The sequence below is a fragment of the Fusobacterium sp. genome (genome assembly GCF_032477075.1).
Classification (GTDB): domain Bacteria; phylum Fusobacteriota; class Fusobacteriia; order Fusobacteriales; family Fusobacteriaceae; genus Fusobacterium_A.
The window spans coordinates 1-25,794 of record NZ_JAWDXO010000015.1; the positions used below are offsets into that span (position 1 = coordinate 1).

General features: G+C 28.3%; 25 protein-coding genes. 17 read left to right on the forward strand and 8 right to left on the reverse strand.

Going from position 1 to position 25,794, the window contains the following annotated elements; genetic code table 11:
• Positions 1-141, reverse strand: a 141-nt coding sequence (locus E6771_RS07950) for a 2-oxoacid:acceptor oxidoreductase family protein (RefSeq protein ID WP_316090773.1), incomplete at its 3' end; no start/stop codon positions are given.
• Between the two features lie 413 nt (positions 142-554).
• Here E6771_RS07950 and E6771_RS07955 point away from each other — a divergent pair.
• The 6 genes from E6771_RS07955 (at position 555) to E6771_RS07980 (ending at position 5,857) form a co-directional block, all read left to right on the forward strand.
• Positions 555-1,112 carry a manganese efflux pump MntP family protein gene (locus E6771_RS07955; RefSeq protein ID WP_316090712.1) on the forward strand — a complete coding sequence of 186 codons (558 nt, stop codon included), beginning with the start codon at positions 555-557 and terminating at the stop codon, positions 1,110-1,112.
• Between the two features lie 291 nt (positions 1,113-1,403).
• Positions 1,404-2,594: a carbamoylphosphate synthase large subunit gene (locus E6771_RS07960; protein ID WP_316090714.1), complete on the forward strand. Its 1,191-nt coding sequence runs from the start codon at positions 1,404-1,406 to the stop codon at positions 2,592-2,594.
• 20 nt (positions 2,595-2,614) lie between these two features.
• A complete protein-coding gene (locus E6771_RS07965; protein ID WP_316090715.1) occupies positions 2,615-3,370 on the forward strand; it encodes an esterase family protein in 756 nt (251 codons plus the stop codon).
• Between the two features lie 19 nt (positions 3,371-3,389).
• Positions 3,390-4,148, forward strand: coding sequence for an alpha/beta hydrolase-fold protein (locus E6771_RS07970; protein ID WP_316090717.1), 759 nt, complete (start codon positions 3,390-3,392; stop codon positions 4,146-4,148).
• Positions 4,149-4,170: 22 nt separating this feature from the next.
• On the forward strand, positions 4,171-4,449 hold the full coding sequence (locus tag E6771_RS07975; protein WP_316090718.1) for a hypothetical protein: 279 nt from the start codon (positions 4,171-4,173) through the stop codon (positions 4,447-4,449).
• Between the two features lie 73 nt (positions 4,450-4,522).
• The gene (locus E6771_RS07980; protein WP_316090719.1) at positions 4,523-5,857 is read left to right on the forward strand and encodes a triacylglycerol lipase; all 1,335 of its coding nucleotides are present in this window, start codon (positions 4,523-4,525) and stop codon (positions 5,855-5,857) included.
• 31 nt (positions 5,858-5,888) lie between these two features.
• On the opposite strand, the gene E6771_RS07985 is transcribed toward E6771_RS07980, so the two are convergent.
• Genes E6771_RS07985 through E6771_RS08005 form a run of 5 tightly spaced genes read right to left on the reverse strand, consistent with a single transcriptional unit; the run spans position 5,889 to position 11,774 of the window.
• Entirely contained in the window at positions 5,889-8,111 is a 2,223-nt protein-coding gene (locus E6771_RS07985; RefSeq protein WP_316090720.1) for a putative 2-aminoethylphosphonate ABC transporter permease subunit, read from the reverse strand.
• Between the two features lie 9 nt (positions 8,112-8,120).
• Positions 8,121-9,086, reverse strand: coding sequence for an ABC transporter ATP-binding protein (locus tag E6771_RS07990; protein WP_316090722.1), 966 nt, complete (start codon positions 9,084-9,086; stop codon positions 8,121-8,123).
• Between the two features lie 2 nt (positions 9,087-9,088).
• A complete protein-coding gene (locus tag E6771_RS07995; protein WP_316090723.1) occupies positions 9,089-10,108 on the reverse strand; it encodes an extracellular solute-binding protein in 1,020 nt (339 codons plus the stop codon).
• A 2-nt stretch (positions 10,109-10,110) separates the two neighbouring features.
• Entirely contained in the window at positions 10,111-10,839 is a 729-nt protein-coding gene (locus E6771_RS08000) for a phosphocholine cytidylyltransferase family protein (protein ID WP_316090724.1), read from the reverse strand.
• On the reverse strand, positions 10,836-11,774 hold the full coding sequence (locus E6771_RS08005; RefSeq protein WP_316090725.1) for a winged helix-turn-helix transcriptional regulator: 939 nt from the start codon (positions 11,772-11,774) through the stop codon (positions 10,836-10,838). The genes E6771_RS08000 and E6771_RS08005 overlap by 4 nt, the downstream gene beginning before the upstream one ends.
• Before the next feature lie 266 nt (positions 11,775-12,040).
• Here E6771_RS08005 and E6771_RS08010 point away from each other — a divergent pair, with 266 nt between their 5' ends.
• Positions 12,041-13,387, forward strand: coding sequence for a sodium:alanine symporter family protein (locus E6771_RS08010; RefSeq protein WP_316090726.1), 1,347 nt, complete (start codon positions 12,041-12,043; stop codon positions 13,385-13,387).
• Between the two features lie 9 nt (positions 13,388-13,396).
• Here E6771_RS08010 and E6771_RS08015 read toward each other — a convergent pair whose 3' ends face one another.
• On the reverse strand, positions 13,397-14,038 hold the full coding sequence (locus tag E6771_RS08015) for a two-component system response regulator (protein WP_316090727.1): 642 nt from the start codon (positions 14,036-14,038) through the stop codon (positions 13,397-13,399).
• Positions 14,028-15,425, reverse strand: a complete 1,398-nt coding sequence (locus tag E6771_RS08020; RefSeq protein WP_316090728.1) for a HAMP domain-containing sensor histidine kinase — start codon at positions 15,423-15,425, stop codon at positions 14,028-14,030. Before E6771_RS08020 ends, E6771_RS08015 begins: the two co-directional genes overlap by 11 nt.
• Before the next feature lie 231 nt (positions 15,426-15,656).
• Between E6771_RS08020 and ggt (E6771_RS08025) the strand changes: the two genes are divergently transcribed.
• The 10 genes from ggt (E6771_RS08025) (at position 15,657) to pgsW (ending at position 25,762) form a co-directional block, all read left to right on the forward strand.
• Entirely contained in the window at positions 15,657-17,360 is a 1,704-nt protein-coding gene (gene ggt, locus E6771_RS08025; protein ID WP_316090730.1) for a gamma-glutamyltransferase, read from the forward strand.
• A gap of 79 nt (positions 17,361-17,439) precedes the next feature.
• Positions 17,440-19,194 (forward strand): gamma-glutamyltransferase, encoded by a 1,755-nt coding sequence (gene ggt, locus E6771_RS08030; protein ID WP_316090731.1) that lies wholly within the window; start codon positions 17,440-17,442, stop codon positions 19,192-19,194.
• A gap of 54 nt (positions 19,195-19,248) precedes the next feature.
• Positions 19,249-19,782, forward strand: coding sequence for a DUF6305 family protein (locus E6771_RS08035; RefSeq protein WP_316090733.1), 534 nt, complete (start codon positions 19,249-19,251; stop codon positions 19,780-19,782).
• Positions 19,783-19,839: 57 nt separating this feature from the next.
• Positions 19,840-21,111: a TRAP transporter large permease subunit gene (locus E6771_RS08040; protein WP_316090734.1), complete on the forward strand. Its 1,272-nt coding sequence runs from the start codon at positions 19,840-19,842 to the stop codon at positions 21,109-21,111.
• A gap of 17 nt (positions 21,112-21,128) precedes the next feature.
• Positions 21,129-21,275, forward strand: coding sequence for a hypothetical protein (locus tag E6771_RS08045; protein WP_316090735.1), 147 nt, complete (start codon positions 21,129-21,131; stop codon positions 21,273-21,275).
• Positions 21,276-21,287: 12 nt separating this feature from the next.
• Entirely contained in the window at positions 21,288-22,415 is a 1,128-nt protein-coding gene (locus E6771_RS08050; protein ID WP_316090736.1) for a succinylglutamate desuccinylase, read from the forward strand.
• Positions 22,416-22,435: 20 nt separating this feature from the next.
• A complete protein-coding gene (locus E6771_RS08055; RefSeq protein ID WP_316090737.1) occupies positions 22,436-23,113 on the forward strand; it encodes a succinylglutamate desuccinylase/aspartoacylase family protein in 678 nt (225 codons plus the stop codon).
• Between the two features lie 3 nt (positions 23,114-23,116).
• Positions 23,117-24,262, forward strand: a complete 1,146-nt coding sequence (gene pgsB / locus E6771_RS08060) for a poly-gamma-glutamate synthase PgsB (RefSeq protein WP_316090738.1) — start codon at positions 23,117-23,119, stop codon at positions 24,260-24,262.
• Positions 24,255-24,713 carry a poly-gamma-glutamate biosynthesis protein PgsC gene (gene pgsC / locus E6771_RS08065; RefSeq protein ID WP_316090739.1) on the forward strand — a complete coding sequence of 153 codons (459 nt, stop codon included), beginning with the start codon at positions 24,255-24,257 and terminating at the stop codon, positions 24,711-24,713. The genes pgsB and pgsC overlap by 8 nt, the downstream gene beginning before the upstream one ends.
• Positions 24,710-25,762 (forward strand): poly-gamma-glutamate system protein, encoded by a 1,053-nt coding sequence (gene pgsW / locus E6771_RS08070; RefSeq protein WP_316090740.1) that lies wholly within the window; start codon positions 24,710-24,712, stop codon positions 25,760-25,762. The genes pgsC and pgsW overlap by 4 nt, the downstream gene beginning before the upstream one ends.
• The last annotated feature ends 32 nt before the right edge of the window (positions 25,763-25,794 follow it).

A 25,794-nucleotide genomic window follows, 5' to 3' on the forward strand; every position in this document is an offset into this window, starting at 1 on the left:
TCCCATTCTTTCAGGTCCATATTCAGGAAAACCTTGAACAAACATTCCACCACTGAATGCTGCATCTGCTAAAAGTAAAGAAGCTGTTTTGGCTCCTTGTCCCCCTCTTCCATGCCATCTTATTTCAAAAATTTCTTTCATAAATCCCCTTCCCTTTCTAAAATTTTTTAAAAAAGAGAAAGACTAAAATTGCCCTTCTCTTTATTTACTACATGTTTAAATTTAACTGTTTAAGCATGTTCATATAAAATATTATATACCATTTTCAAGCTAAATGCTATATTTTTTTAATAAATGATTTGAAAAAATACTTAATATTAAAAAAGAAATAGTATATATTATGGATTTTCAAAATATTCTTTAATTATTAAATATACATAAAGAAAAATTATTAAGAATATTATTAAAATAACAGTTTTAACAGTATTTATTTAATTTTGACATAAATTATATTAAATAAAATATTTTTTATTATTCTATAAATAGCATTTAATTTCTGAAAGTATTATGGTAAAATAAAAAGGTTATAAAATTTAAAATATGAGGTGTTTGGATTGGGATTTTTTCAGATTTTTTTAATAGGAGTAGGACTTTCAATGGATGCTTTTGCTGTTTCTTTATGTCAAGGACTTATAATGGGAAAAGTCAAAATGAGAAAAACAGTAAGAATAGCTTTTATTTTTGGAATATTTCAGACAATTATGCCAATATTAGGTTTTTGTATAGGAAGTATTTTTAGTGGGAAAGTTTCACAATACAGTAATATTATTGCTTTCATTATTTTAGGATATTTAGGATTTAATATGATAAGAGAAGCTAGAAAAGAGAATAATTGCTGTACAGAAAATGGATGTAGTTCAAAAGCTCTTTTAGCATTGGGAATAGCAACAAGTATAGATGCATTAGCTATAGGATTTACTTTTTCATTTCTGAAAAACTTTAATATTTTTATGTCATCAACTGGAATTGGAATAATTACTTTTATAATTTCTGCTATTGGAGTAGTGTTAGGTACAAAATTTGGAACATTACTAGAAAGTAGGGCTCAATATTTAGGAGGAATGATTCTTATAATTATAGGAATTAAAAGTTTAACAGAAAATTTTATTTGATTTTGAAGCTAGAATCTTATAGTACAAGATGAAGAAAGATACAAAAGTGAAGAAGGATACAAAATTTTTAAGACTGTTTAAAAAAGCAGTCTTTTATTTTTGGAAAAAATAAATAATAAAAATTTAGTTATTCAATAAATAATTATAAAATTAATATTGAGTAAATTTTGCTCTATTTTTTAAAAAAGAGAAATCTTTTTTAAATTTTGAGAATATTTTATTTGATTATGAACAACTGTTATGGTAGTATGTAAAGAAAATATTTTTATACTTAATAAAAGGAGGAACTGTATGAATTTTATCTTTATTTCGCCAAATTTTCCGAAAAATTATTGGAATTTTTGCAGAGGATTAAAAAATAATGGAGTAAATACTTTAGCAATAGGAGAAGAGGAATATTATAGTTTAACTGATGAATTAAAAAATTCTTTAAATGAATATTATAAAGTGTCTTCATTAGAAAACTATGATGAAGTCTATCGTGCATGTGCATATTTTACATATAAATATGGACGTATAGATTGGCTGGAATCTAATAATGAATATTGGCTTTTGAGAGATGCACAACTTCGTACAGATTTTAATATTAATACAGGACTTAAAAATGATAAAATAGCTGGGATAAAATATAAAAGTGTAATGAAAAAATTCTATGAAAAGGCTGGAATTCCAAGTGCTCGTTATCATATTGTAACTAATTATGAAGAAGGAAAAGCATTTATAAACAAAGTTGGATATCCAGTAGTTGTAAAACCTAACAATGGAGTGGGGGCAGCTGCAACATATAAATTAATAAATGATGTAGAACTTGGATATTTTTATAGGGATCTTCCACCAGTTGAATATATTATGGAAGAATTTGTAGATGGAGAGCTTTTATCATATGATGGCATAGCTGGTAAAGACAAAGAAATAATATTTGAAACAGCTCATGCATATCCTATTCCTATAATGGATATAGTAAATGAACAAGCTGATGTGATGTATTATTCTTATAAAGAGATTCCAGAAGATTTAAAACAAGTTGGAAGAAAAGTAGTAGAGACATTTGATACTAATAGTCGTTTTTTTCATTGTGAATTCTTTAGACTTTTGAATGATAAAGAAGGTCTTGGAAAAAAAGGAGATATAATTGGTCTTGAAGTAAACATGCGTCCACCAGGGGGATATACACCTGATATGATGAATTTTGCAAATGATATAGATGTTTATCAAATATGGGCAAATATGGTAGCATATAATCAAGGATATTTTGATAATCAATCTAGACCATATAATTGTGTATATGCAGCCAGAAGAGATAGTCACAGATATGTTTACAGTAAAGAGGAAACTTTAGCTAAATATAGGGATAATATAGTAATGAAAGAAAGAATGCCAGATATATTCTCAGTAGCTATGGGAAATGACATGCTTACTGCAAGATTTTGTGATATAGAAGAATGTTTTGAATTTATTGATTTCTATTTGGAAAAATATTAAAATATAGGAGGATACAGAATATGCATACAGCTTATTATAAAGAGTACAGTCATATATTGGAAAGAGAAATGGAATTTACAGTATATGGACATAGTGGAAAACCATGTATAGTTTTCCCTGCACAAGATGGAAGATTTTATGATTTTTTTAATTTTGGAATGGTGGATGCTGCTTCAAAATTTATTGAAGAAGGAAAGCTTCAGCTTTTTTGTGTAGATGGAATAGACTGGGAAAGTTGGTCACAAATAGGTGGTGATTATCATTGGAGAATAATGCAGCATGAGAAATGGTTCAATTATATCATAGAAGAAGCTATACCCAAATTCAGAGAAATTTATGGAGAAACTTCTGGGGAATATTATAGAGGGAAATTTTTTACAACTGGTTGCAGTATGGGTGCATATCATGCATTAAATTTTTTTCTTCGACGTCCAGATTGCTTTGATGGGGTAATTGCTTTAAGTGGGCTTTATCATGCAGGATATTTTTTTCCAAATTATAACAATGAAATAATCTATAATAATTCTCCAGTTGATTATATGAGAAATATGCCATGGAATCACTATTATTTAAATATGTATAGGAATTCAAAAATAATACTTTGCTGTGGACAAGGTAGATGGGAAAAAGAATGCATAGAGGATACAAATAGTCTTAAAGAGAGTTTTAAACATCTTCAAGTGCCAGTATGGACAGATTTTTGGGGATATGATGTAGATCATGATTGGCCATGGTGGAAGATACAGTTTCCGTATTTTTTAGATATAGCATTATAATTTACTGAAGGAGCTTATTATGGTTTTAAAACATGAGATTTTTATTGAACCTTTTGGTTTGAATAGACTTTTACATATATATATTCCTGATGATATAAAAAAAGGGGAGAAATTTCCTGTAATGTATATGTTTGATGGACATAATTTATTTTTTGATTCAGATGCAACTTATGGAAAATCTTGGGGAATAAAAAAATTCTTAGATAGCTCTAATACAAGAATAATGATTGTAGGACTAGAATGTAATCATGAAGGAAATAAAAGACTCTGGGAATTTTCTCCTTATTCTTTTAAAGATAAATATTTTGGAAGTGTAAAAGGATATGGTAAAATACTAATAAATTGGATAGCTGACTATTTAAAACCTATGATAGATGAAAATTTTCCAACACTTTCAGAAAGAAAATTTACTGGTCTTGGAGGAAGTTCTATGGGGGGCTTAATGTCAGTTTATGGAACTGCTATAAGATCAGATATATTTTCTATGGGAGCTTGTCTTTCACCTTTTTATGAGCATATATTTAAAAAACTTGTAGAAGAACTTTCAAAAGCAGAAGTAAACCCAGAAACAAAATTTTATATCAGTTGGGGAAGGTATGAAGTACATTCTAAGAAACAATTAGCTGTAGAGTCTGAAAAAAATTTGATTATAAGCAGAATACTAACATTTAAAGGAGTTCAAGTATTTCCACATTTAATGGTAGAAGGTGGACATAATGAAACTTCATGGGAAATGGAAAACCCCATATGGATGACAGAATTAGGGCTTATAAGATAATAAAAAATTTGGAGGGGTATATATGTATTATAGTATTTTTTTAGAAACAGAAAATGATCCTGTAATAAAGAAATGGCTTAATATAAATACTAAAGATGAAATTATTGAAGTATTAAGGAAATTAACTGATGAAGAAGTAAAGAAAATACAAATAGTTGAAACTTCTATTGAAGCTACTGGAGAATATGAGCTTATAAAAAGATTTATTAAAGAAACTCAAATTTTAGGAGAAAAATTCTTTAATGAAAAATATCCTTTTTATTATGCTAAAGATATTACAAATGAAATTGTAGAAAGGTAATATCAAAAAAAATTTTTAAAATTACTTTTTTTAATTTACTGGGAGGGGAAAGGGAATAATGATACTTCATTTAATGAAAAAATTGTTTATGTTTTTTTATATACCTGTTGCTGCTAATGTTCCTTTACTCATATATTCTTATTATAAGAATACCATGAATATTTTATTAACAATTTTATTTAGTTTATTAATATTTGCTTTATGGATATATCTTAATATTTTTCCATATAAAAAAGAAGAACATGCTGGGAAAAGATTGAGAATAATGATAGGTGGGAGAGCTCTGTGTTTTTATTCTCTTTATGGATTTTTAGTTCAAGTGGGTATAATTATATTTTTATATCCATTATTTAAAAAAGAAATTTATAATGAAATACTATGGTTTAATAGCTTATATGCTTTAGGAATAATCTTTTTTCTTTTTCTTAATGGAATCATTCGTATTTTTTTTACTTCGAAATGGTTGAGTTTTAGAAAAAGAATTTTATTAATAATAACTATTTGGATACCATTGATAAACATTTTAGTTCTTTTTTATATTTTAAAAATTATTAAATGTGAATATGAATTTGAATGTTATAAGGTATCTTTAAGGGAAATGAGAGCTGAATCAGATATATGCAAAACAAAATATCCAATAATACTTGTACATGGAGTAGGATTTAGAGATTTTAGACACTTTAATTATTGGGGACGAATTCCAAGAGAATTAATAAGATATGGTTCTTCTATTTATTATGGAAATCAAGAAGCATTTGGAACTATTGAATATAATGGAGAAGATATAAAGAAAAAAATATTAGAAGTGATAGAAGAAACTGGTTGTGAAAAAGTTAATATAATAGCACATTCTAAAGGTGGATTGGATTCACGTTATGCTATAAGTGTACTAGGAATGGATAAATATACAGCTTCACTCACAACAATAAGCACTCCTCATAGAGGATGTCTTTTTGTTGATAAAATATGTAAACTACCAGAAAAGATTTATAGGTGGATTGCTAAATTTTATGATAATATGTTTAAAAGATTAGGTGATAAAAATCCAGATTTTTATGGTGCAATGCATCAATTTACAACATATAATAGTAGAGAATTTAATAAAAATGTAATTGATTCTCCTTTGGTATATTATCAAAGCTATATTTCTATAATGAAAGATTCTTTGAGTGATGTTTTACTTACTATTCCACATTTTTTTATTAAAACTTTAGATGGAGAAAATGATGGATTAGTAAGTATACCTTCTGCTAAGTGGGGGAATTTTAAGGGTGTCATAAGAAATAAATATCATAGAGGGATATCTCATGGTGATATCATAGATTTAAAAAGGCAAGATTATAAAGGATTTGATGTTGTAGAATTTTATGTACAGCTTGTTTCTGAATTAAAAAAAATGAATTTTTAAAAGAGGAAGCTAGTTGCTTCCTCTTTTGTAGTTAGATATCTTTTATTTTTTCTGAAATATATCTGCTCGGGCTCATTTCTTCTTTCCAGTAAGGATCAGAGATATTAAAGTTTTTTCCATATATTTCAAGAAGTCTTTTTAAAGAATTTCTTGGAATATAAGTATCTATTCCCATAAATTTAATTTCTTTTAATGTAGAGTTTGAAAGCTTATAAACAGAAATAACTCCATTTTTATCTTCAAGATAGCATATTACTTTATTATCTTCTCTATCAAAAAGAAATATTTCTATTTCAATTCCTTTGTATTCATACTTGATATTTTTAAGACCTTCATTTTTTAAACTCAAAGAAGAGATTCTTTTAAATCCTTCATTTTCTATGTCTATTATAAATTTTGGAATGAGTTCTTCTTTCATTATTCCAATATCAAAGTTGATATCATGTCCTATAAAGTTATTTTCTCTGATTTTTCCAAGGAGCGTTCCAAATTCCAACCAATATTTCACACCAGTTTTTTTAGATATTTTATTCAATATTTCAAGAACTTCCTTACCAGTTAAAAGTAAATTTTCACCTTGTTTTTCTTTTCTTATTGAATCTTTTCTTTTTTTATTATAACTCTTATTTCTTATATATTTTATTGAAAGATCAAAAATTATCTTAAAAAATATATTTACAAGAATAATCATTACAGATATTGCAGCAGCAGTTCCTATATCTCCAGCATCATTTTTACTTATCATCACTACAGATATAAGTCTTGTTTTTGATGTATAAAGGAAAATAACTGCTGAAATAGTTATCATAGAATTTATAAAATAATATGAAAAGCTTTCAAGAATAGAATCTATTGATAGAGGAATTATAACTTTAAAAATAGTTCTATACCATGAAACTCCCATTATATTAGAAATAGTTTCATACTCATTGTCCAAAGTTTTTAATCTTGCAGTTATAGTAAGAAAAGGTGTTGCAAAGAAATGGATTATATTTGCAAGGATAATTATTCCAAAACTTCCATACAGGAAATTTAATATATTATCTTTAGAGTTAAAGAAGAAAATATATGCAAGCCCTATTGTCAATCCAGGAATGGCATTGGGAAGTATAGAAAGAAAATATCCTATTTTTCTTACAATAATATATTTTTTTTCTCTTTCAACTACATATGCTGTAAGGAAACACAAAATAGTACCAAACACTGCAGAAAAAATTGATACAAAAATACTATTACCAAAAATCTTCCAGACACTTTCTCCCATTATAGTAAAAGTATATGACTTAAGAGTCAAGCTCATATCATAAGGCCAAGTTTTTACAAGAGAAGCAAAAATAACTATTGCAAAAAAAGATATTATAACTAAACTTAAAATATAATTAAAAAACTTAAAAAAAGTGTCTCTTACTTTATTTTCCTTTATGATATATCTAGTAGATTTTGAATCTATTTTTGAACTTTTACTTTTAATAACAATATCAAATATAAAAGCAAAGAGAGCAGGGATTATGAGAAGTATTCCAACAGCTGATCCCATAGAGAAGTTTTGCTGTCCTATCACTTCTTCAAATATATCAGTAGCAAGAACATTATAGTTTCCTCCTACAACTTTAGGTGCTCCAAAATCTGTAAAGCTTAAAGTGAAACCAGAAAAAAAACAAGTTATTAATGTATACTTAACATTTGGAATAGTTATTGTAAAAAATTGTTTTAATTTGCCTACTCCCATTATTTCAGCCATTTCATATTTTCTATAATCTTCTGAATCAAAAGCTAATACTAACATAAAGAAAAGTATTGGAAATATAAAAATAGTTTCTGCAAAAACTATTCCCCAGAATCCATATATGGATATTGAAAGATTAAAAGTTTTAGTTATAATTCCCTGTCTTCCAAAAAGATATATAAGAGCAATACCATGTGTCATAGTTGGAGAGAATAAAGGTAAGAGAGCAATCCCTTTTAAGAGAGATCTTCCTCTTAAATTACTTCTATTTATCCCATAAGAAAAAAGGAAAGCAAAAGCTATTGTAAGAATAGTTACAGTTATAGAAACTTTTAAACTATTAGTAAGAGAACTTGCTGTAACTGGATCATTAAAATATTCAGCAAAATTGTTCAACCCTATATAATTTCCATTTTTACTTTGAAAAGCTTTTATAAAGAGATTAGATATAGGAAAAATTATAGAAATAATAAGAAAAATAATTAAAATTAGAGACAAAATTATTTTTATTAGTTTATCTTTTTTCATGAAATGCTCCTAAATATTATTTTTTTCATTTAATTTGATATAAAGAAAATCATTGATTTTAAGGTTTAATTTTTCTTTTTCTTTAGATAATATATCAATGTAAATATTTTCTCCAAATAATTCTAAAGTGACTCTATAAAAAGCACCTCTAAATTCAATACTTTTAATAGTTCCTCTATATGTTTCTTCTTTTTTTTCTATAAAATATTCTACATCTTCAGGTCTTACAGTGTAGATATCATTGTTTTTATCAGTAATAAAATTTATTTTTCCTATAAAATCAGCTACAAATATGTCTTTTGGCTTATTGTATACTTCTTCTGGCGTTCCAAATTGAACTATTTCACCACCATTGATGATAGCAATTTTATCTCCCATTGTAAGAGCTTCTTCTTGATCATGAGTTACCATAATTGTAGTAATTTTTAAGTTTTGCTGAATTTCTCTTATTTCTTTTCTTAAAGACTCTCTTACTTTAGCATCAAGAGCTGACAAAGGTTCATCAAGGAGTAAAATATTTGGTTCAAGAGCTAGGGCTCTGGCTAAAGATACTCTTTGTTGCTGACCTCCACTCATTTCATCTGGATATTTGGAAATTATATGATCAAGGCCAACCATTTTAAGAACTTTCATAATTTTTTCTTTTCTTTGATATTTATCTTTTATTTTCTTTTTTAACCCATATTCAATATTTTCAAAAACTGTCATATTTGGAAAAAGGGCATAGGATTGGAATACCATACTTAAATTTCTCTGAGAAGGTTCTAAAGTTGTTATTTCTTTTTCATTGACTAGGATGCTTCCAGAATCAAGTTTTTCAAGCCCAGCTATTATACGAAGCAGAGTTGTTTTTCCACAACCACTTGGACCTAGAAAACATATAAATTCTCCTTTTTCTATTTCTAAATTAATACCTTTTAAAACTTCCACTTTATTAAATTGTTTTTTTACATTTTTTATAATCAAGTAAGGCATTTTTATTCTCCTTTACCATATCTTTTTTCCCATTCTTTAAGTAATCTTGATCTGTTTTCTGATGCCCATTTGAAATCTATTTTAGCTAATTTTTCTTTAAAGTTTGCAGGATAACCTTCAAGTTTTGTATTTATACCTTTATATGAAACTAATCCAATATTTTTTGAATATTCTTCCATCATTTTTTTTGAAAGAGCCCAATTAATAAAATCAATAGCTTCAGGTTTGATTGTATCTTTTTTTATAAGAGCAATTCCTTCCATATCCCAGCCATATCCTTCACTAGGGAGAATAGTAACTATAGATTCATTAGTCTTTCCAAGTCTCATACTCTCACTATCCATTCCAACACCAATTAATTGTTCACCTTGCATAGCCATTTTAACTGGTGCACTTCCAGAATGAGAATATTGAGATATATTTTTATGAAGTTGATCCATATATTCCCAGGCCTTTTCTTCTCCCCATATACTTATCCAACCTAATATTGTAAGATAACCTGTTCCAGAAGAAGCAGGATCTGGCATAACAATCTCTTTATGATATTTTTTATCAAGAAGATCAATATAAGAGCTAGGAAGAGACATATCTTTTACTGCAAATTCATATTTATTGGCTGTGATGGCAGAAGTCCAAGCTGTCATACCTGTCCATTGGGGTTTTTCATTAATAGAATCAATATATGTAGGATCAATATTTATTAACCAGTCATTGTTTAATTCGGCTAGTTTCTCCTGATCTGCTAAATCAATTAAATTAATACTTGCCATTCCCCATAAAACATCAGCTACAGGATTATTTCCTTCAGCAATGACTTTAGCAGCAATAGCTCCTTGAGAATCTCTGATTATATTAAGTTCTACATCAGGAAAATCTGCTTTGTATATTTCAATATAGTGATTTAAATATTCTTCTTCTAATCCAGTATAAACATTTAAGACAGTTTTATTTTCTTTATTACCACATCCAAAAAGGAATGCAGAAAGAATAAAAAGAATAAAAGTTTTTAATAGTTTTTTCATAATTAGTTTTCTCCTTTTTCTAAAAGTTTAGGGTAAATAGTCTCCATTACTCTGTTCAGCTGAAATTCATCGTCTATTTCAGACCAAATAATACCATCAACTCTTTTACAAATAATCTTTCTATCTTTTGCTATTTTCTCCATACAATATTCATAACCTAATTTAAGATTTTTTTCATCTTCAAATTTTTTAAACATAAGCTGGCATAATTCATTTGATAGTTTTTGTAGTCCTGTAAGTTCTCCATATTCTCCTTTGATTTCAAACAGATTGAAAGTAAGCTTTCCAATACTATTATCCACTATTTCAAAATAATAATCATCTGACATTTTTTTATCTTCAGATAAGAGTATTGTATCTTTTTCAGTAGTATTTATCAGTATATCTAGACAATTTTTTTCATATATGAGATCTCCTTCTAAAAGAAGAATATCTTCATTGCCAATCAACTCTTTAGCGCAATAAAAACTTCCCATACTGCTTGTATTAGTATAGTTGTTATTTTTTATTGTAATAATGCTGCTGTATTTTTTTTTAAGAGATTCAAAAAAATAATCTAAATGACCAGTAACCAGTATTATTTTTTTAATACCTGAATCTAGTAGTTTTTCTATTGATCTTTCAATAAGAGATAATCCATTTATTGTTAAAAAAGGTTTAGGAATTTCATCATTGGTTACTCCTTTAAGTCTTGTTCCCATACCTGCAACAAGTATCACTGCTGTTTTCATAAATCTTTCTCCTTTTTATCTAAACACCTTAATATATTGTTTTTTACATATCTATACTGTTTCTGATTATCTATTTCTCCCCATATTTTCTCTTTAGAGGATATGCATTTTAAATCTGGGAAAATATTTTTGTCTAAAAAACTATATTCATAAAAAAATAGTTTATTTTCTATCTGGGTAAATTTATCCAACATTTTTAAATATGAATTATATTTTAATTTGCTGATCCCTATAAGTTCTCCTGAAATTTTTTCAAGACTATATTTTCCTTTAGATATATTTAGAAGTTCTCTGTTTTTTGTAGTAACATAAAGAGAATCTTCTTTATCAGATATAGATGTATCAATTATTGTTACATTTTTTTCTTTAGAATTTAGTAGAAGTGAAATTAAATTTTCTTCAAAGACAAGGTCTCCTTCCAAAAGAATGAAATCTTCTTGCAAATATTTTCTCAAGAGATAAAGAGAATACATATTTCCTGTAGTTTTATATTTTTTATTCTCTACAATTTTAATATTTAAATATTTCTTTGATAATTTTTTATAGTATTCCGCTTTATATCCAGCTACAATTATTACTTTTTTAATGTTATGTTTTAATAATAGTTTTATTGTTCTTTCAATAAGTGTGGAATCAAATATTTCAAGAAATCCTACAGGTTTATTAAAGTCCAAAGTTTCACCAGCTGCAAGAATAACAGCAGTTTTTATAGAACTTTTATCAGAATTTAAAAGTTCTTTACCAGAATTAGTAATAAAGTATTTTGTTTTCCTATAAGAGATAATTTCTTTAGTAAGATAACCATCATCTAAAAGAGAGTTAATATATTTATTAACGGAACCAAGAGAAATATTCAAATATTCAGATATTTTTCTCTGGCTGACTACATTATTTTCACCTATAAGAGATATGATTTTTCTTTTTATTTTAATCACCACCCAACACTAAAAATGAACGATAATATTTTCACACTGTGAACGATTTTTGTCAAGAATAAAATATCTACAATTCTCAATTTTAAAATTAAAGGCATTTAAAAATGATTTTTTTTTTGATATTAAAGAAATTATTTAGGATAAAAGAGGAAATAAAAACTATCAAAATAAAAAGTTATATAAAAAATATTTATATTTGAAGGTGTTAATTTACATTAAATAATGTTAATATATAGACTGAGAAAATTTGTTAGGAGGATATTGAGTTGGAAAGTATAAGAGCAGTAATCAATTTTGTAAATAATTTGTTATGGGGTAAAAATATTCTGGTAGTAATGCTTATAGGAACAGCAGTTTATTTTACTTTTAAAACAAAATTCATGCAATTTAGATTATTTGGAGATATAATAAGAATATTAAAAGGAAATGGAGACGAAAAAAGAGATGGAGTAAGTTCTTTAGAGACTTTTTTCTTAGGAACAGCCTGCAGAGTAGGAGCAGGAAATATATCTGGAGTTGTAGCAGCAGTTTCTATTGGAGGACCAGGAGCACTTTTTTGGATGTGGCTTGTAGCTCTTCTTGGAGCAGCGACATCTTTTGTTGAATCAAGTCTTGCAGTAATGTATAGGACAAAAGTAAAAAAGGGAGAATATCAAGGAGGAACTCCTTGGATTATAAAGAAGAGACTTAATATGAAATGGTTGGGGGCTGTATATGTAGTAGCATCTATCATTTGCTATATAGGAGTTATACAAGTAATGTCTAACTCTGTAACTGAATCAGTTGTAAGTGCTTATGGATTTGATCCTAAAATAATAGCAGTCATATTAGCAATTGTTGTTGGTTTGATCATATTTGGAAAGAGCAAAAAAGATAAAATAATATTAGCTCTCAATAAAATAGTACCTGTAATGGCTGTTATGTATCTTTTAGTAGTAATTTATGTTATTTTTACTAATATAACAGGAATTCCAGCAATGATAGGAAATATATTCTATCAAGCTTTTGGAGGAAAGGAGTTTCTAGGAGGAGCAGTTGGTGGAATAATTATGCAGGGAGTGAGAAGAGGACTGTTTTCTAATGAAGCAGGAAGTGGAAATTCTAATTATGCAGCAGCAGTAGTCGATATAGATGAACCAGCAAAACAAGGGATGGTCCAAGCATTAGGTGTTTTTGTAGATACACTTGTAATATGCAGTGCTACAGCATTTGTTATTCTTTTAGCAGATACAGAGGTAATAAATGGTTTTACAGGAATGACTCTTTTTCAAGAATCTTTAAAAAGTCATATAGGTTGGATTGGAATACCATTTACTGTAGTGGTATTATTTTTCTTTTCTTTGAGCACGATATTAGGTGTTACATACTATGGAAAAAATGCCATGAATTTTATAAGTACAAAACCAATTGTGAAGGAAGTATATCATATAGTAGTAGTCCTGATGGTATATATTGGAGGGATAGAACAAAATTTCTTTGTGTGGTCTTTGGCAGATTTTGGACTGGGAATAATGACTGTAATTAATATAATATGCATTATTCCAATTTCTGGTGAGGCTTTAAATGAATTAAAAAAGTATGAAAAAAAACTTAAAAATGAGAAAAGAGCCTAAAAGGCTCTTTTATTTTTTCCAATAATATTCATTTCTTGGTCTTCCAATTTTTCCATAGATAATTTTTAAATCAACCATTTTTATTTCTACAAGATAATTCATATATTTATTTACTGTTTGAGAAGCAAGACCAGTAGCTTCTGATATTTCTTCAATTGTAATATAAGAGTCTATCTGTTTCATTTTATTTTCTATTAAAGAAATAGTATTTACACTTATTCCCTTTTTATAATCACCATATTTCTCTTTTTTGGTTGTAGAGATTTCTGAAGAAGAAATTTTCTCTTTCTTCTTGTTAAGATGAACATTTACCCTTGAGTATAAATCAAGTACTTTAATAGGTTTTATAGCAAAATCATTAGCTCCAGCAAGAAAAAATTCTTCTGCAATATTTTCTAATCCTTCAATAGTAAGAGCTATAATAGATACATCTTCATTCATTTGTCTTATTAATTTTACTCCTAATACTCCATTTATATATGGCATGTGATAATCAATTATTATAATATCAAGTTCTTTGGTATTGACTATTTTTAAAGCTTCCTCCATTGAGAGAGCTGTATAAACCTCCCAGTCTTTCATAAGAAAAAACTCTGAAACAGCAAAGATAATATCTTTAGAGTCATCTATAATAAGAATTTTATTTTTCACTTCCTAAAACCTCCCCACACATAATGATATATACTCCAATACCTCTTTTTTTTCTGTTTCGAATAAATAATTTACATTTGTGTTCTTCCATAACTGTTTTTACAAAGTTTAATCCTACTCCACTGGAATTTTTAGTTGAAAAACCATTTATAAAAGCATTTTCAAGTTCTTTTTCAGACATTCCTTTTCCATAATCCTCAATTTTTATGAGTACAAATTGTTTATAATCTTTAATAGTAAGTTCAATTTTATTATTTTCATATTCTGTAAAGGCTTCATAAGAATTTATAATAAGATTAGTAATAGCTCTTGAAAAAACTATTTTATTAACTTTTATTTTTCTTTTTGTACAATAATTGTTATAACTTAAAAATTCAATACATTTATGTGTAGAAAGATAAGAGAGAATAAAATTAAATACTTTATTTATATCAATAGGATTCTTATGAGTATCTCTTAAAATTTCAGATACCATTATATTACATCTTTCTAAAGATTTTTCAATTCTATTATAGTAATCTTTTTTCTTTTTATTATCTTCTTGCATATTAAGTATTTCAATAAGTGTTCCCATGGAGAATAATGGAGTTTTCAAATCATGTACTAGGTATTGAATTTCTTTTAAATATCTATTTTCAACTTCTTGTAATTTAAGATCTGAAATGGCTTTAGTCATATCCTTCTCTTTTTCGTAAATATTCTGACGTCTTTCTTGTTCGAAGAATATAAGAAGTAAGGTTATGGAAAAAATGAAAAAAAGTATAAAAAATAAAAAACCAATTAAGTTTAAGATATTATCAGCTTCCATTAAAGAAGATATATCCTTTAAATCAAAAAAGATTTCCCCAGTTGATTTATAATCCAATACAGAAAAATACTTTGTAATATCAAGCCATTGAATACCAGTAAAAACAAGAAGAAGCACAATGTTTCGTTTAAATAAACTGATATTTTTAAAACGATTGCTTGAGTGAAATGCAAGATAAATCATTTCAAGTATGGATACTTTGCCAAAATAATAATCCATATCATAATAGACTTTATATATTATAAAATAAATTATTTGAATTATCAATATTCCAAATATAACTTTTAAAGTATTGTTTAATTTTTCATTTATTTCTATTTCCATAGAATCCATAAGAAGAAAAACAGAGAAGAATATAGGAAATGATTTTATTGTGTTTAAAAAAACTAAACCAAATGCAGCATGAAGGAGATACTCTTTATCCCAAAAGTCAATACTTTTTTCTAAAGAATCATAAATATCAAAATTTTTATACAATAAAAAATTTGGCAGAATAATACTGATTAATACCATTAATATTCCTAATGAAAGTTCTGTTTTATGAATTTTAATATGAATTTTTTTTCCTAAGATTTTCATGATCTTTCCCCTTGAATCTAAAAATTATTAAAATTCTTTTTATGATTACAAATTAAATTAATGATACCATATTTTAAGTAAAAATAGTAGAAAAAAGATGAGAGGAAAAAGAGAAAAAAGAGAAATAAAAGTATAAGATTTACTTTTTATATATCTTGAAATATACTTAATAGTAGGTAAAATGATAAAAAAATTTAAAAATAGAACAAAAAAATAAAAAAGGGGGAACATATGATTTCATTAAAGAGATTCATGAAAATTGGTAGTGTAATAGTTGGCTTAATGGTAAGTGTTTTTACAGCATCCAATGCAGCACATCCATTAAATCTTTATGGAAGAGATGCTGAAGGAAAAAATGGAGTAGTGGCAGCAGCTAAACCAGAAGTATCACAAATAGGAGTAGAAGTATTAAAAAAAGGTGGAAATGCTGTAGATGCTGCAGTGGCAACTGCATTTGCTATTAGTGTTTTTGAACCAAATGCCTCTGGAATAGGTGGAGGAGGATTTATGTTAATCAGAATGGCTAAGACAGGGAAAACAGTAGTCATAGATTACAGAGAAAAAGCTCCAGCTAAAGCTACACCTGATATGTTTGTACTTGATGAAAATGGAAAGGTAGTAAATGATGAAATAACTGTTGGAGGAAAAGCTTCAGGAGTTCCAGGGACAGTAGCAGGGCTTTTGACTGCATTGGAAAAATATGGAACAATGAAAAGAGCTGATGTTATGGCTCCAGCTATAAAATTTGCCAAAGAGGGTATTCCTGTAACTGTAAATTTAGAAAGTATAATAAAAGATAATTATGAAAAACTTACACAATTCGATGCAGCAGCAGAAATATATTTAAAAGATGGACTTCCTTATGAAATTGGAGATACTATAAAAAATCCTGATTTAGCAACAACTCTTACAAAGATATCAAAAGAAGGTAAGAAAGCTTTTTATGAAGGTGAAGTAGCTAAAAAAATAGCTGATGAAGTTCAAAAGCAAGGTGGTCTTATGACTGTTGAAGACCTAAAAAATTATGCAATAGAAGAAAGAGAACCAGTAGTTGGAAAATATAGAGATTATACAATTATTTCTTGTCCACCAGCAAGTTCTGGAGGTACTCATATAGTACAGCTTTTAAATATGGTTGAAAACTATGATTTAAAAGCAATGGGTGATAATACTCCTGAGAGCTGGCATGTATGGGCTGAAAGCATGAGACAAGCTTTTGCAGACAGAGCAGAGTATATGGGAGATACAGCTTATGTAAAGGTTCCTTTAAAAGGACTTACTTCTAAAGAATATGCAAAAGAACTTGTGAAAAAAATAGACTTAGAAAAAGCTGGAAAAGATGTAAAAGCTGGGGACCCTAGCAAATATGAAAGTGGAAGTACAACTCACTTTTCTGTAATGGATAAAGAAGGAAATATGGTTGCAGTAACTCAAACTATTAACTATTTCTTTGGTTCTGGAGTAGTAGTTCCAGGAACTGGAATAATGATGAATAATGAAATGGATGATTTTGTTCCTCAAAAAAATATGAAGAATTCAATTGAAGGTGGAAAAAGACCTCTAAGTAGTATGTCACCTACTTTGGTCCTTGATCCTAAAAATAGACCACTTATGACAATTGGTTCTCCAGGAGCAACAAGAATTATACCAGCAGTAGCATTGACTATAAGTAATGTAATAGACCATGGAATGACTATTCAAGAAGCTATTAATGCACCAAGAATAGCCCAATTTCAATCTGGGAAATTGAATATTGAAGGAAGAGTATCACTTGAATCATACAATAAATTGGGAGAAATGGGACATGAAATAAATGTAAGAGATAGTTATGATGCTTATTTTGGTGGAGTTCATGGAGTAATGATGGATTACAATACAAAAACTCTTCATGGTGGAGCAGATCCAAGAAGAGATGGACAAGCAGCATCATTCTAATTTAAAGATATAAATTATAAACTGCTTCTGAAAGTTTTTAGAAGCAGTTTATAAAAATAAAAAATTGGGAGGAAGAATAATGAAAAAAAGATTCTTTTTTGCAAGTGTCATAGCCGCATTAGCTTTGTCACTAACTACATATGCCACTACTCAATCTAGTTTAGATTCTAAAAAGACAACTTCAGTAGTTCAACAATCAAAAGAATGGGTTCCTTATGATGCAGCAGGAAATATTTTAAGAAGCGACAGAGATGCAACAGGTATAAATGGAGTTGTTTCAACTGGAAAATATGAAGCAACAAAAATAGGTGTAGATATAATAAAACAAGGTGGAAATGCAATAGATGCTGCAGTTGCTGCTGGCTTCGCTTTAGGAATATGTGAACCACAATCTTCAGGAATAGGTGGAGGAGGATTTATGGTAATCCGTTTTGCCAAAACTGGAGAAACTAAATTCATAGATTTTAGAGAAATAGCTCCTAAAAATGCAACACCAGATATGTGGAAAGAAGATAAAGATGGAAATGTAATAGGAAATGAAAAAGTTGTTGGTGGAAAATCTGTTGGGGTTCCAGGAGAAGTAAAAGGAATGCTTTATGCTTTGGAAAAATATGGAACTATGTCAAGAGAAAAAGTAATGCAACCAGCAATAGATTTAGCAGAAAATGGATATAAAGTGTCTGCTGTTTTAAATAGAGATATGAAGAATTCTTTTGAAAGAATAGAACAATATCCAGAAACAGCTAGTATATATTTAGATGGAGGTCTTCCTTTTGAAGTTGGATCTACATTAAAAAATTCTGATTTAGCAAATACATTAAGAAAAATAATGAAAAATGGAGAAAAAGCTTTCTATGAAGGAGAGATAGCAGAAGCTATAGTAAAATCAGCACAAGATGCTGGTGGACCATTAACTATAGAAGATATGAAAGATTATAATATTAGGGTTAGCGATCCATTAGTAGGACATTATAGAGGATATGAAATAATAACATCAGCACCACCTTCATCAGGAGGAGCTCATATAGTACAAATTCTTAATATTTTAGAAAATTACGATATGAAAAATATAAAACCAGGGTCAGCAGAATATTATCATTTATTCTCAGAAGCTATTAAAATGGCTTTTGCAGATAGAGCAAAATTCTGTGGGGATACTGAATTTGTAGATGTTCCTGTTGAAGGAATAATTTCTAAAGATTATGCAAAAGAACTTGTAAAAAAACTAGATATGAAAAAATCCAAAGATTATTTAGCAGGGGATCCATGGAAATGGAATGAATCAAAAGATACAACTCATTATTCAATAGTTGATAAAGAAGGAAATATAGTAGCAGTAACAAAAACAGTAAATGATGTTTTTGCATCTGGAGTAGTAGCTAAAGGAACTGGAATACTTTTAAACGATGAAATGGATGACTTTGATACTGGACATGGAAAAGCTAATTCAGTGGAACCAGGAAAAAAACCTCTAAGTTCAATGAGTCCTACAATAGTATTGAAAGATGGAAAACCAGTAATGAGCTTAGGGGCTCCAGGATCTACTAGAATAATTACAGGAGTAGCTCAAGTAATAAGTCTTGTTCTTGATTATGGAATGGATATTCAAGAAGCAATAGATTTTCCAAGAATTCATGATGATTATCAAAAATTAGTCTATGAAACAAGAATAGATCCAGCAGTTATAGCTAAATTAAAGGCTATGGGACATAATGTTGTAGAAGAGGGAGAATGGTTTGAGTATCCATGTGTTCAAGGAGTAACAATGGGAGAAGATGGAAAACTTAGAGGTGGAGCAGACCCAAGAAGAGATGGAAAAGCTTTAGGATTTTAATAGTAAAATATTTATTTAGCAAAGACAATAATAAATACAGGAGGAATAAATAAAATGAAAAAATTATTAACAGTATTGATGTTTGTTTTAACAGCAATAGCAGCAATAGCAGCAAAATTTGAAAAACCTATTATGCTTACTTCAGTAGGACAAAGTGCTGATGTACAAATGGTAAAAGCTTTATTAAAAAAAGGTGGATTAGAAGCAGGATTTGATAAATCAATAACAGCAGAGGGATTAACAAATGAAAAAACTTTAATACTTGCTATTGGAGGAAGTTCAAAAGGACTTGGAGCAGCTGGAATAAAAGTTGAAGATGAACTTGACAGAACAGCTAAATTAATAAAAGGTGCAAGAGATAAAGGAATAAAAATAATTGGAATGCATATTGGAGGAGCAGCAAGAAGAGGAGAATTATCTGATAAATTTGTAAATGCAGCAGCACCAAATGTAGATTATTTAATTATTGTAGAAGAAGGAAATAAAGACGGTTTGTTTACAAAAATGTCAACTGAAAAGAATATTCCTATGGATACAGTTCCAAAGATTACTAATGCAGTAGATCCGTTGAAAAAAGCGTTTGAATAATTTGATTAATGGGGGGCAATATATTGTCCCCTATTATTTAAAGGAGGGAAAGAAAATATGTCACTTGAACTTATATTATTTTTAGCTATGGTAGCTGTCTTTATGATTGCATGTTTTGCTGCAAAACTGCCAGTGAGTATAGCTATGGTATTATCATCAATAACAGCAACATTAATAGCAGGAAAGGGTATTCCTATCAGACACTTGATTGAAGGTACTTTTGGATATATTGATACAATTCTTGTAATAGCAACAGCTATGATTTTTATGAAAGTTATTCAGGAAATAGGAACATTAAATGCATTAAGTGCATCAATAATACGTAAATTCCATAAAACACCTTGGCTTTTATTAGTACTATTAATGTTTATTTCAATGTTTCCAGGAATGATAACAGGATCTTCAACAGCATCTGTATTGACAGCAGGAAGCATTGTTGCACCTATATTAATGATTATAGGTATACCTATGGTGGAAACAGCTACTATAATAGCTTTAGGAGGAATTTTAGGTATGATAGCTCCTCCAGTAAATGTACCTGCCATGATTATAGGTGGAGGAATAGATATGCCTTATGTTGGATTTACTATTCCATTGTTGTTATTAACAGTACCAGTAGCTATATTTTCAGTATTGTATCTTGGACTGAAACATGTTAAAACAATAGATTATAGTGAAATAAAAAATGAAATAGATTTTACAGCAATTGATGAATATGGAGTAAAACTATATATCCCAATTATTATAGCTATATTTTTAATGACTATGGATAAAGTTGCTCCAAGCATATTTGGTTTGGGAATGCCTCTGATATTTATAATAAGTGCTGTATCAGGACTTTTTTGTGGTAAGAAGATAAATTTCTTTAAAGTTTCAAAAGAAGCAGTAAATCAAACTCTTCCAGTAATGGGAATACTTATGGGAGTTGGAATGTTTATTCAAGTAATGACATTGACAGGAGTAAGAGGATATATTGTTGTAAGTAGTTTAAGTCTTCCTCCATCTCTAATATATATAGCAATGGCTGTGACTATACCATTATTTGGAGCAGTATCATCATTTGGAGCTGCTTCAGTTTTAGGAGTTCCTTTTTTAATGGTATTTTTATCACAAAATCAAATTATTACTGGATCAGCTATATCATTTATAGCTTCTCTTGGTGATTTGATGCCTCCTACAGCACTTGCAGGAATATTTGCAGCTCAAGTGGTTGGAATGAAAGATTATAGTCCTGTATTAAGAAAGGCAGCAGTTCCAGCAATAGTTATCATAGTTTATTCTATAATTATGATAATTTTTTCTAATCAATTAGGTTCTATTATATATTAGGATGAGGTGATGAAAATATGATGATGTATATATATTTAGCTTTAGTTTTATATGTTTTAGTAATGGTTATTTTAAATCTATTAGAGGAAAAGGATTTAATGAAACAAGTAAATGCAGCTCTTGTTATAATTCCTCTATTATTGAGAATATTAATGATAAAATAAGGGGGAAAGAAAATGAAAGGAAATAGAGGAACAGGAATTGCAATGATTTTTCTTTCTCTGATTGTTGCATTTCTAGCAGGAAAAGAATTTTTAAAAATGAGAGAGCCAGAACCTATAGTTAAGGGAGAAGGAGTAACTTCAATGCAGAAATTAAGCGACTATCTTCCTGCTTTAAAAGGGACTTCTGGAGATAGTGATGTTTATATCCTTCAAGGAAAAGAAGAAGGAGGAAGTGTACTTGTACTTGGAGGAACTCATGGAAATGAACCTTCAGGATATATGACAGCAATACTTATGATAGAAAATTTAAAAGTGGATAAGGGAACTGTTTACATACTTCCAAGAACTAATGGAAGTGGACTTACACATAATGATCCTCAAGAAGGATCACCTCAAAGATTTACATTAAAAACTCCATATGGAGAAAGATGGTTTAGATACGGATCAAGAGCAACTAATCCTTTAGATCAATGGCCTGATCCTGATGTATATATTCATGCAGCATCTGGACAACAGCTTTCAGGAAATGAAACAAGAAATATTAACAGAGCATACCCAGGAAGACCAGATGGAACTTATACAGAAAAAATGGCTTATGCAATAACTGAAATGATAAGACAAAATAAAATTGATATGACTATTGACCTTCATGAAGCATCCCCAGAATACCCTGTAATCAATGCTATAGTATCTCATGAAAGAGCAATGCCAATAACTTCACAGGTAGTTATGAATATGGAATTTGATGATATAGCAATTGGATTGGAACCATCTCCAGTATCTTTAAGAGGACTTACTCATAGAGAATTGGGAGATTATACTGATACTTATGCTGTGCTTATGGAAACAGCAAATGCCGCTCAAGGAAGACTCAGAGGAAGAACAGATGAAGCTTTGGCTTTGACAGGGAAAGATCCAAGATATGTAGAAGCTCAAAAATTAGGAAGATTATTTGTACCTTATGATGAAAATGGACATCCTTTAGAAGAAAGAGTAGGAAGACACTTGACAGGAGTTGTTCAACTTGTTACAGTAATGGGTGAAAATGAACCTGAAAAAGAAATCATAATGGAAGGAGTTCCATCTTATTCTGAGCTTCTTGAAAATGGTGTAGGTCAATACTTAAAAGAGGTAAAATAATTTAAAAAGGAGTGTAAAGTTTGTTAAAAAATCTTTTATTAGTATTCATAATTAATTCTGTTATTTGCTGTGCAATTGAAAAAATTTCATTATCTGAAATTGATTATTTTAAAATTGGAGGAGGAAAGCCAGTAGTTATGGTAATTGCTGGAATACATGGTGATGAAATATCTGGAATAGAAAAAGCCAAAGAACTTAAAGAATATAAAGTTTCAAGAGGTACTCTTATAATTATCCCAGAAGCTAACAAAGAAGCAGTAAAAAGTGGAAATAGAACTGAATACTACATGAAAGATTTGAATAGAACTTTTTTTCAAAATAGTAATGATAAAACCTCTAAAATTACAAAAGAAATTGTAAAAGTAATAGAGGAATATAAACCTAATATAATATTAGATTATCATGAATCTTATTATAATTATGATGAAATTAAAGATCCAAATTTTTATATTGGAAATACTATAATTTTTCAGCAAAATACAATGGATGAATATCCAGAACTTATATTCAGCTTCCTTGAAGAGGGGTTCATTCCTCTTCAAGGAGCAGAAAAGGGAAGTTTGAATAAAGAAGTTTCAGAAAGAATGAACATTTCAGTGATAACAATTGAAAGTTCTAGAGAAGATAAAGTAGAAGTGAGAAAAGAAAAATATGAAACTGTTTTAAAAAAAGCCTTAAAATATTTAAAAATGGAGTAGATTATGGAAAAAATAATTCTTATACTATGTTTTATCTGTGTTGGATATCTTTTTTTTGAAAAAAGAAAAGCTGAGAGACAGAGAAAATCTTTTAAATATGTCATTCATATAAATGGAATAAGAGGAAAATCAACGGTTTCTAGACTTATAGATGCTGGAGTACGTTCTGGCGGCTATAAAACATTCACAAAAACTACTGGAACATCTCCTAGGACTATTTCTGTTTCTGGAGAAGAAAAAGAAATAAATAGAAGAGGTAAAGCAAATATAAAAGAACAGATAAAAGCAATAAATTGGGCTTACAGAGAAGGAGCAGAAGTTCTTATTTTAGAATGTATGGCTGTAAAACCAGAATTACAATATATATGTGAGAATAAAATATTAAATTCTGATATTGGAGTAATTACTAATGTGAGGGAAGACCATCTGGATGAGATGGGGAAAACTTTAGATAAGATAGCAGAATCTCTTTCTAATACAGTTCCAAAAAATGGAGCTTTTTTTACAAGTGATAAAAAATATTTTAAATTTTTTAAAAAAAAAGCTGAAGAAAAAAATTCTAAAGCATTTATAAATGAAAAAGAAAAAGAAGAATATTGGGAGATTGATTTTGCTAGTAATGTAGCATTAGCAATAGAAGTATGCAAGTACATGGGCATAGATGAAAAAAAAGCTTTAGAAGGAATGAAAAGCTATCATAAAGATCCAGGATGTTTAAAAACATTAGTATATAAAAATGAAAAAGGGCATAAAGTATTTTTTGTAAATGCTATGGCTGCAAATGATCCTAACTCTACAGATATAATTTTAGAAAGAATTTCTAAAAGATACTATTGGAATAATAAAAGATATCTTTTAGTAAATAACAGAGGAGACAGGGTAAGCAGATGGGAGCAATACATAAAATTTGTGAAAAGTGTTGAAGAAAAATTTGATAAAATAATAGTCTCAGGAGAGAATAGAGAACTTTTTAAAAAATATTTATTGAAAAATAAAGTAGATAAAAATAAAATAGAAATATTACAAAATGAAAAATATTTTGATGAAATAGAAGATGGAATACTTATTTTTGCTGTTGGAAATATATGTGGTCATGGGAAAAAATTAATAGACTATTTGGAAATCAGAGGAGAGATAATAGATGGCTAATGACATAATAATATTTGGTATCATATTGAGCATAATATTTTATGAAATAACAGAAATATCTCCAGGAGGATTAATTGTTCCAGCATATATAGCTTTTTATATAAATGACCCTCAAAGAATTACTGTAACTATAGTCGCAGGAATATTAACTTTTCTCATTGTAAAATTTATATCAAATCACACTATAATATATGGAAGAAGAAAATTTGCTCTGTGTATAATGATAAGTTTTATAATAAGGCTTGTGGTTAAATATTTTAATATTTATATAGTGAATGAGTATGAAGTATACATATTAGGGGGCAGTATAATAGGAATAATAATTCCAGGAATAATAGCACAAGAAATGGATAAGCATGGAGTTGTAAGAACTGTGTCTTCTCTTATGATACTTTCAATATTTATAAAAGCTGTAGTGGAAGTCATATATAAGGCAGGTGGAATGAATTGAACAAAAAAACTAATAATGTCATTCTTACAGTAATAGCCTTATTATTTATTTTTATTCAATATGGTTTAAAAAATAAAGAAATAAAAACAAAGAGTCCTTATTACAACGAAATGACTCAAGCTTCTGAAAAAATGAAAACTATGAGTATAGAAATAAAAAATGAAAGAATAAGAAAAGGAATAGCAATAGACAAAAATTTAGATATTAATGAAACTGGACTTATAGGAGAAGAATGGAGCAGAATAACAACTACTTTGGGAAATTTGGAAAGTAAAAGGACAAGTACAAATCCTGATTTTGCAGCTCTTATGGTAAAATTATTCAAAGAAAAAGGACTCAAAAAAGGAGATATAATAGCAGCAAATCTTTCGAGTTCTTTTCCAGCATTAAATTTATCTTTGATAGCAGCAGCAGATACTTTAGAACTAAATGCTATAATGGTAAACTCAGTTGGAGCTTCCACATATGGAGGAAATATTGAAGATTTTACATATCTTGATATGGAAAATTATCTCTTTTCTAAGGAGATAATTCAAAATAGAAGCAGAGGATTTTCTTTAGGGGGAATAGGAGATATAGGAAAGGAATTTGAAGAAGAAATAAAAGAAAAAATAATAGAAAAGAATAAAAAATATGGTCTTAAATTTTTTTATAATGAGAATTTAGAAGAAAATATAGAAGAAAGATACAACTATTTTGTGCAAGAAAGTAACAATCAGATAAAAGCTTTTATAAACATAGGAGGTAATCTTTTATCTATTGGAGATAGTGTAGATATTATAGTAAATTCTAAAATAATTTTAGATGAAAATACAAATATGAAAAGAGGGTTGATAGGAAAATTTTTAAAAGACAGAATCCCAGTATTTTATCTTCTAAACCTCAAAGGAATTACAGCAGCATATAACTTACCTTTTGATCAATACAATCTTCAAGACACAGAAAAGAACAATATATTTTTTGAGAAAAATATAAGTATCTGGAATTATTTAATTATTGGAATTTTCTTGATATTTGTATTAAAAATGATATTTATGAAAAAAAAATAAAAAAATTTACGAAAACTATTGAGTTTATTGAA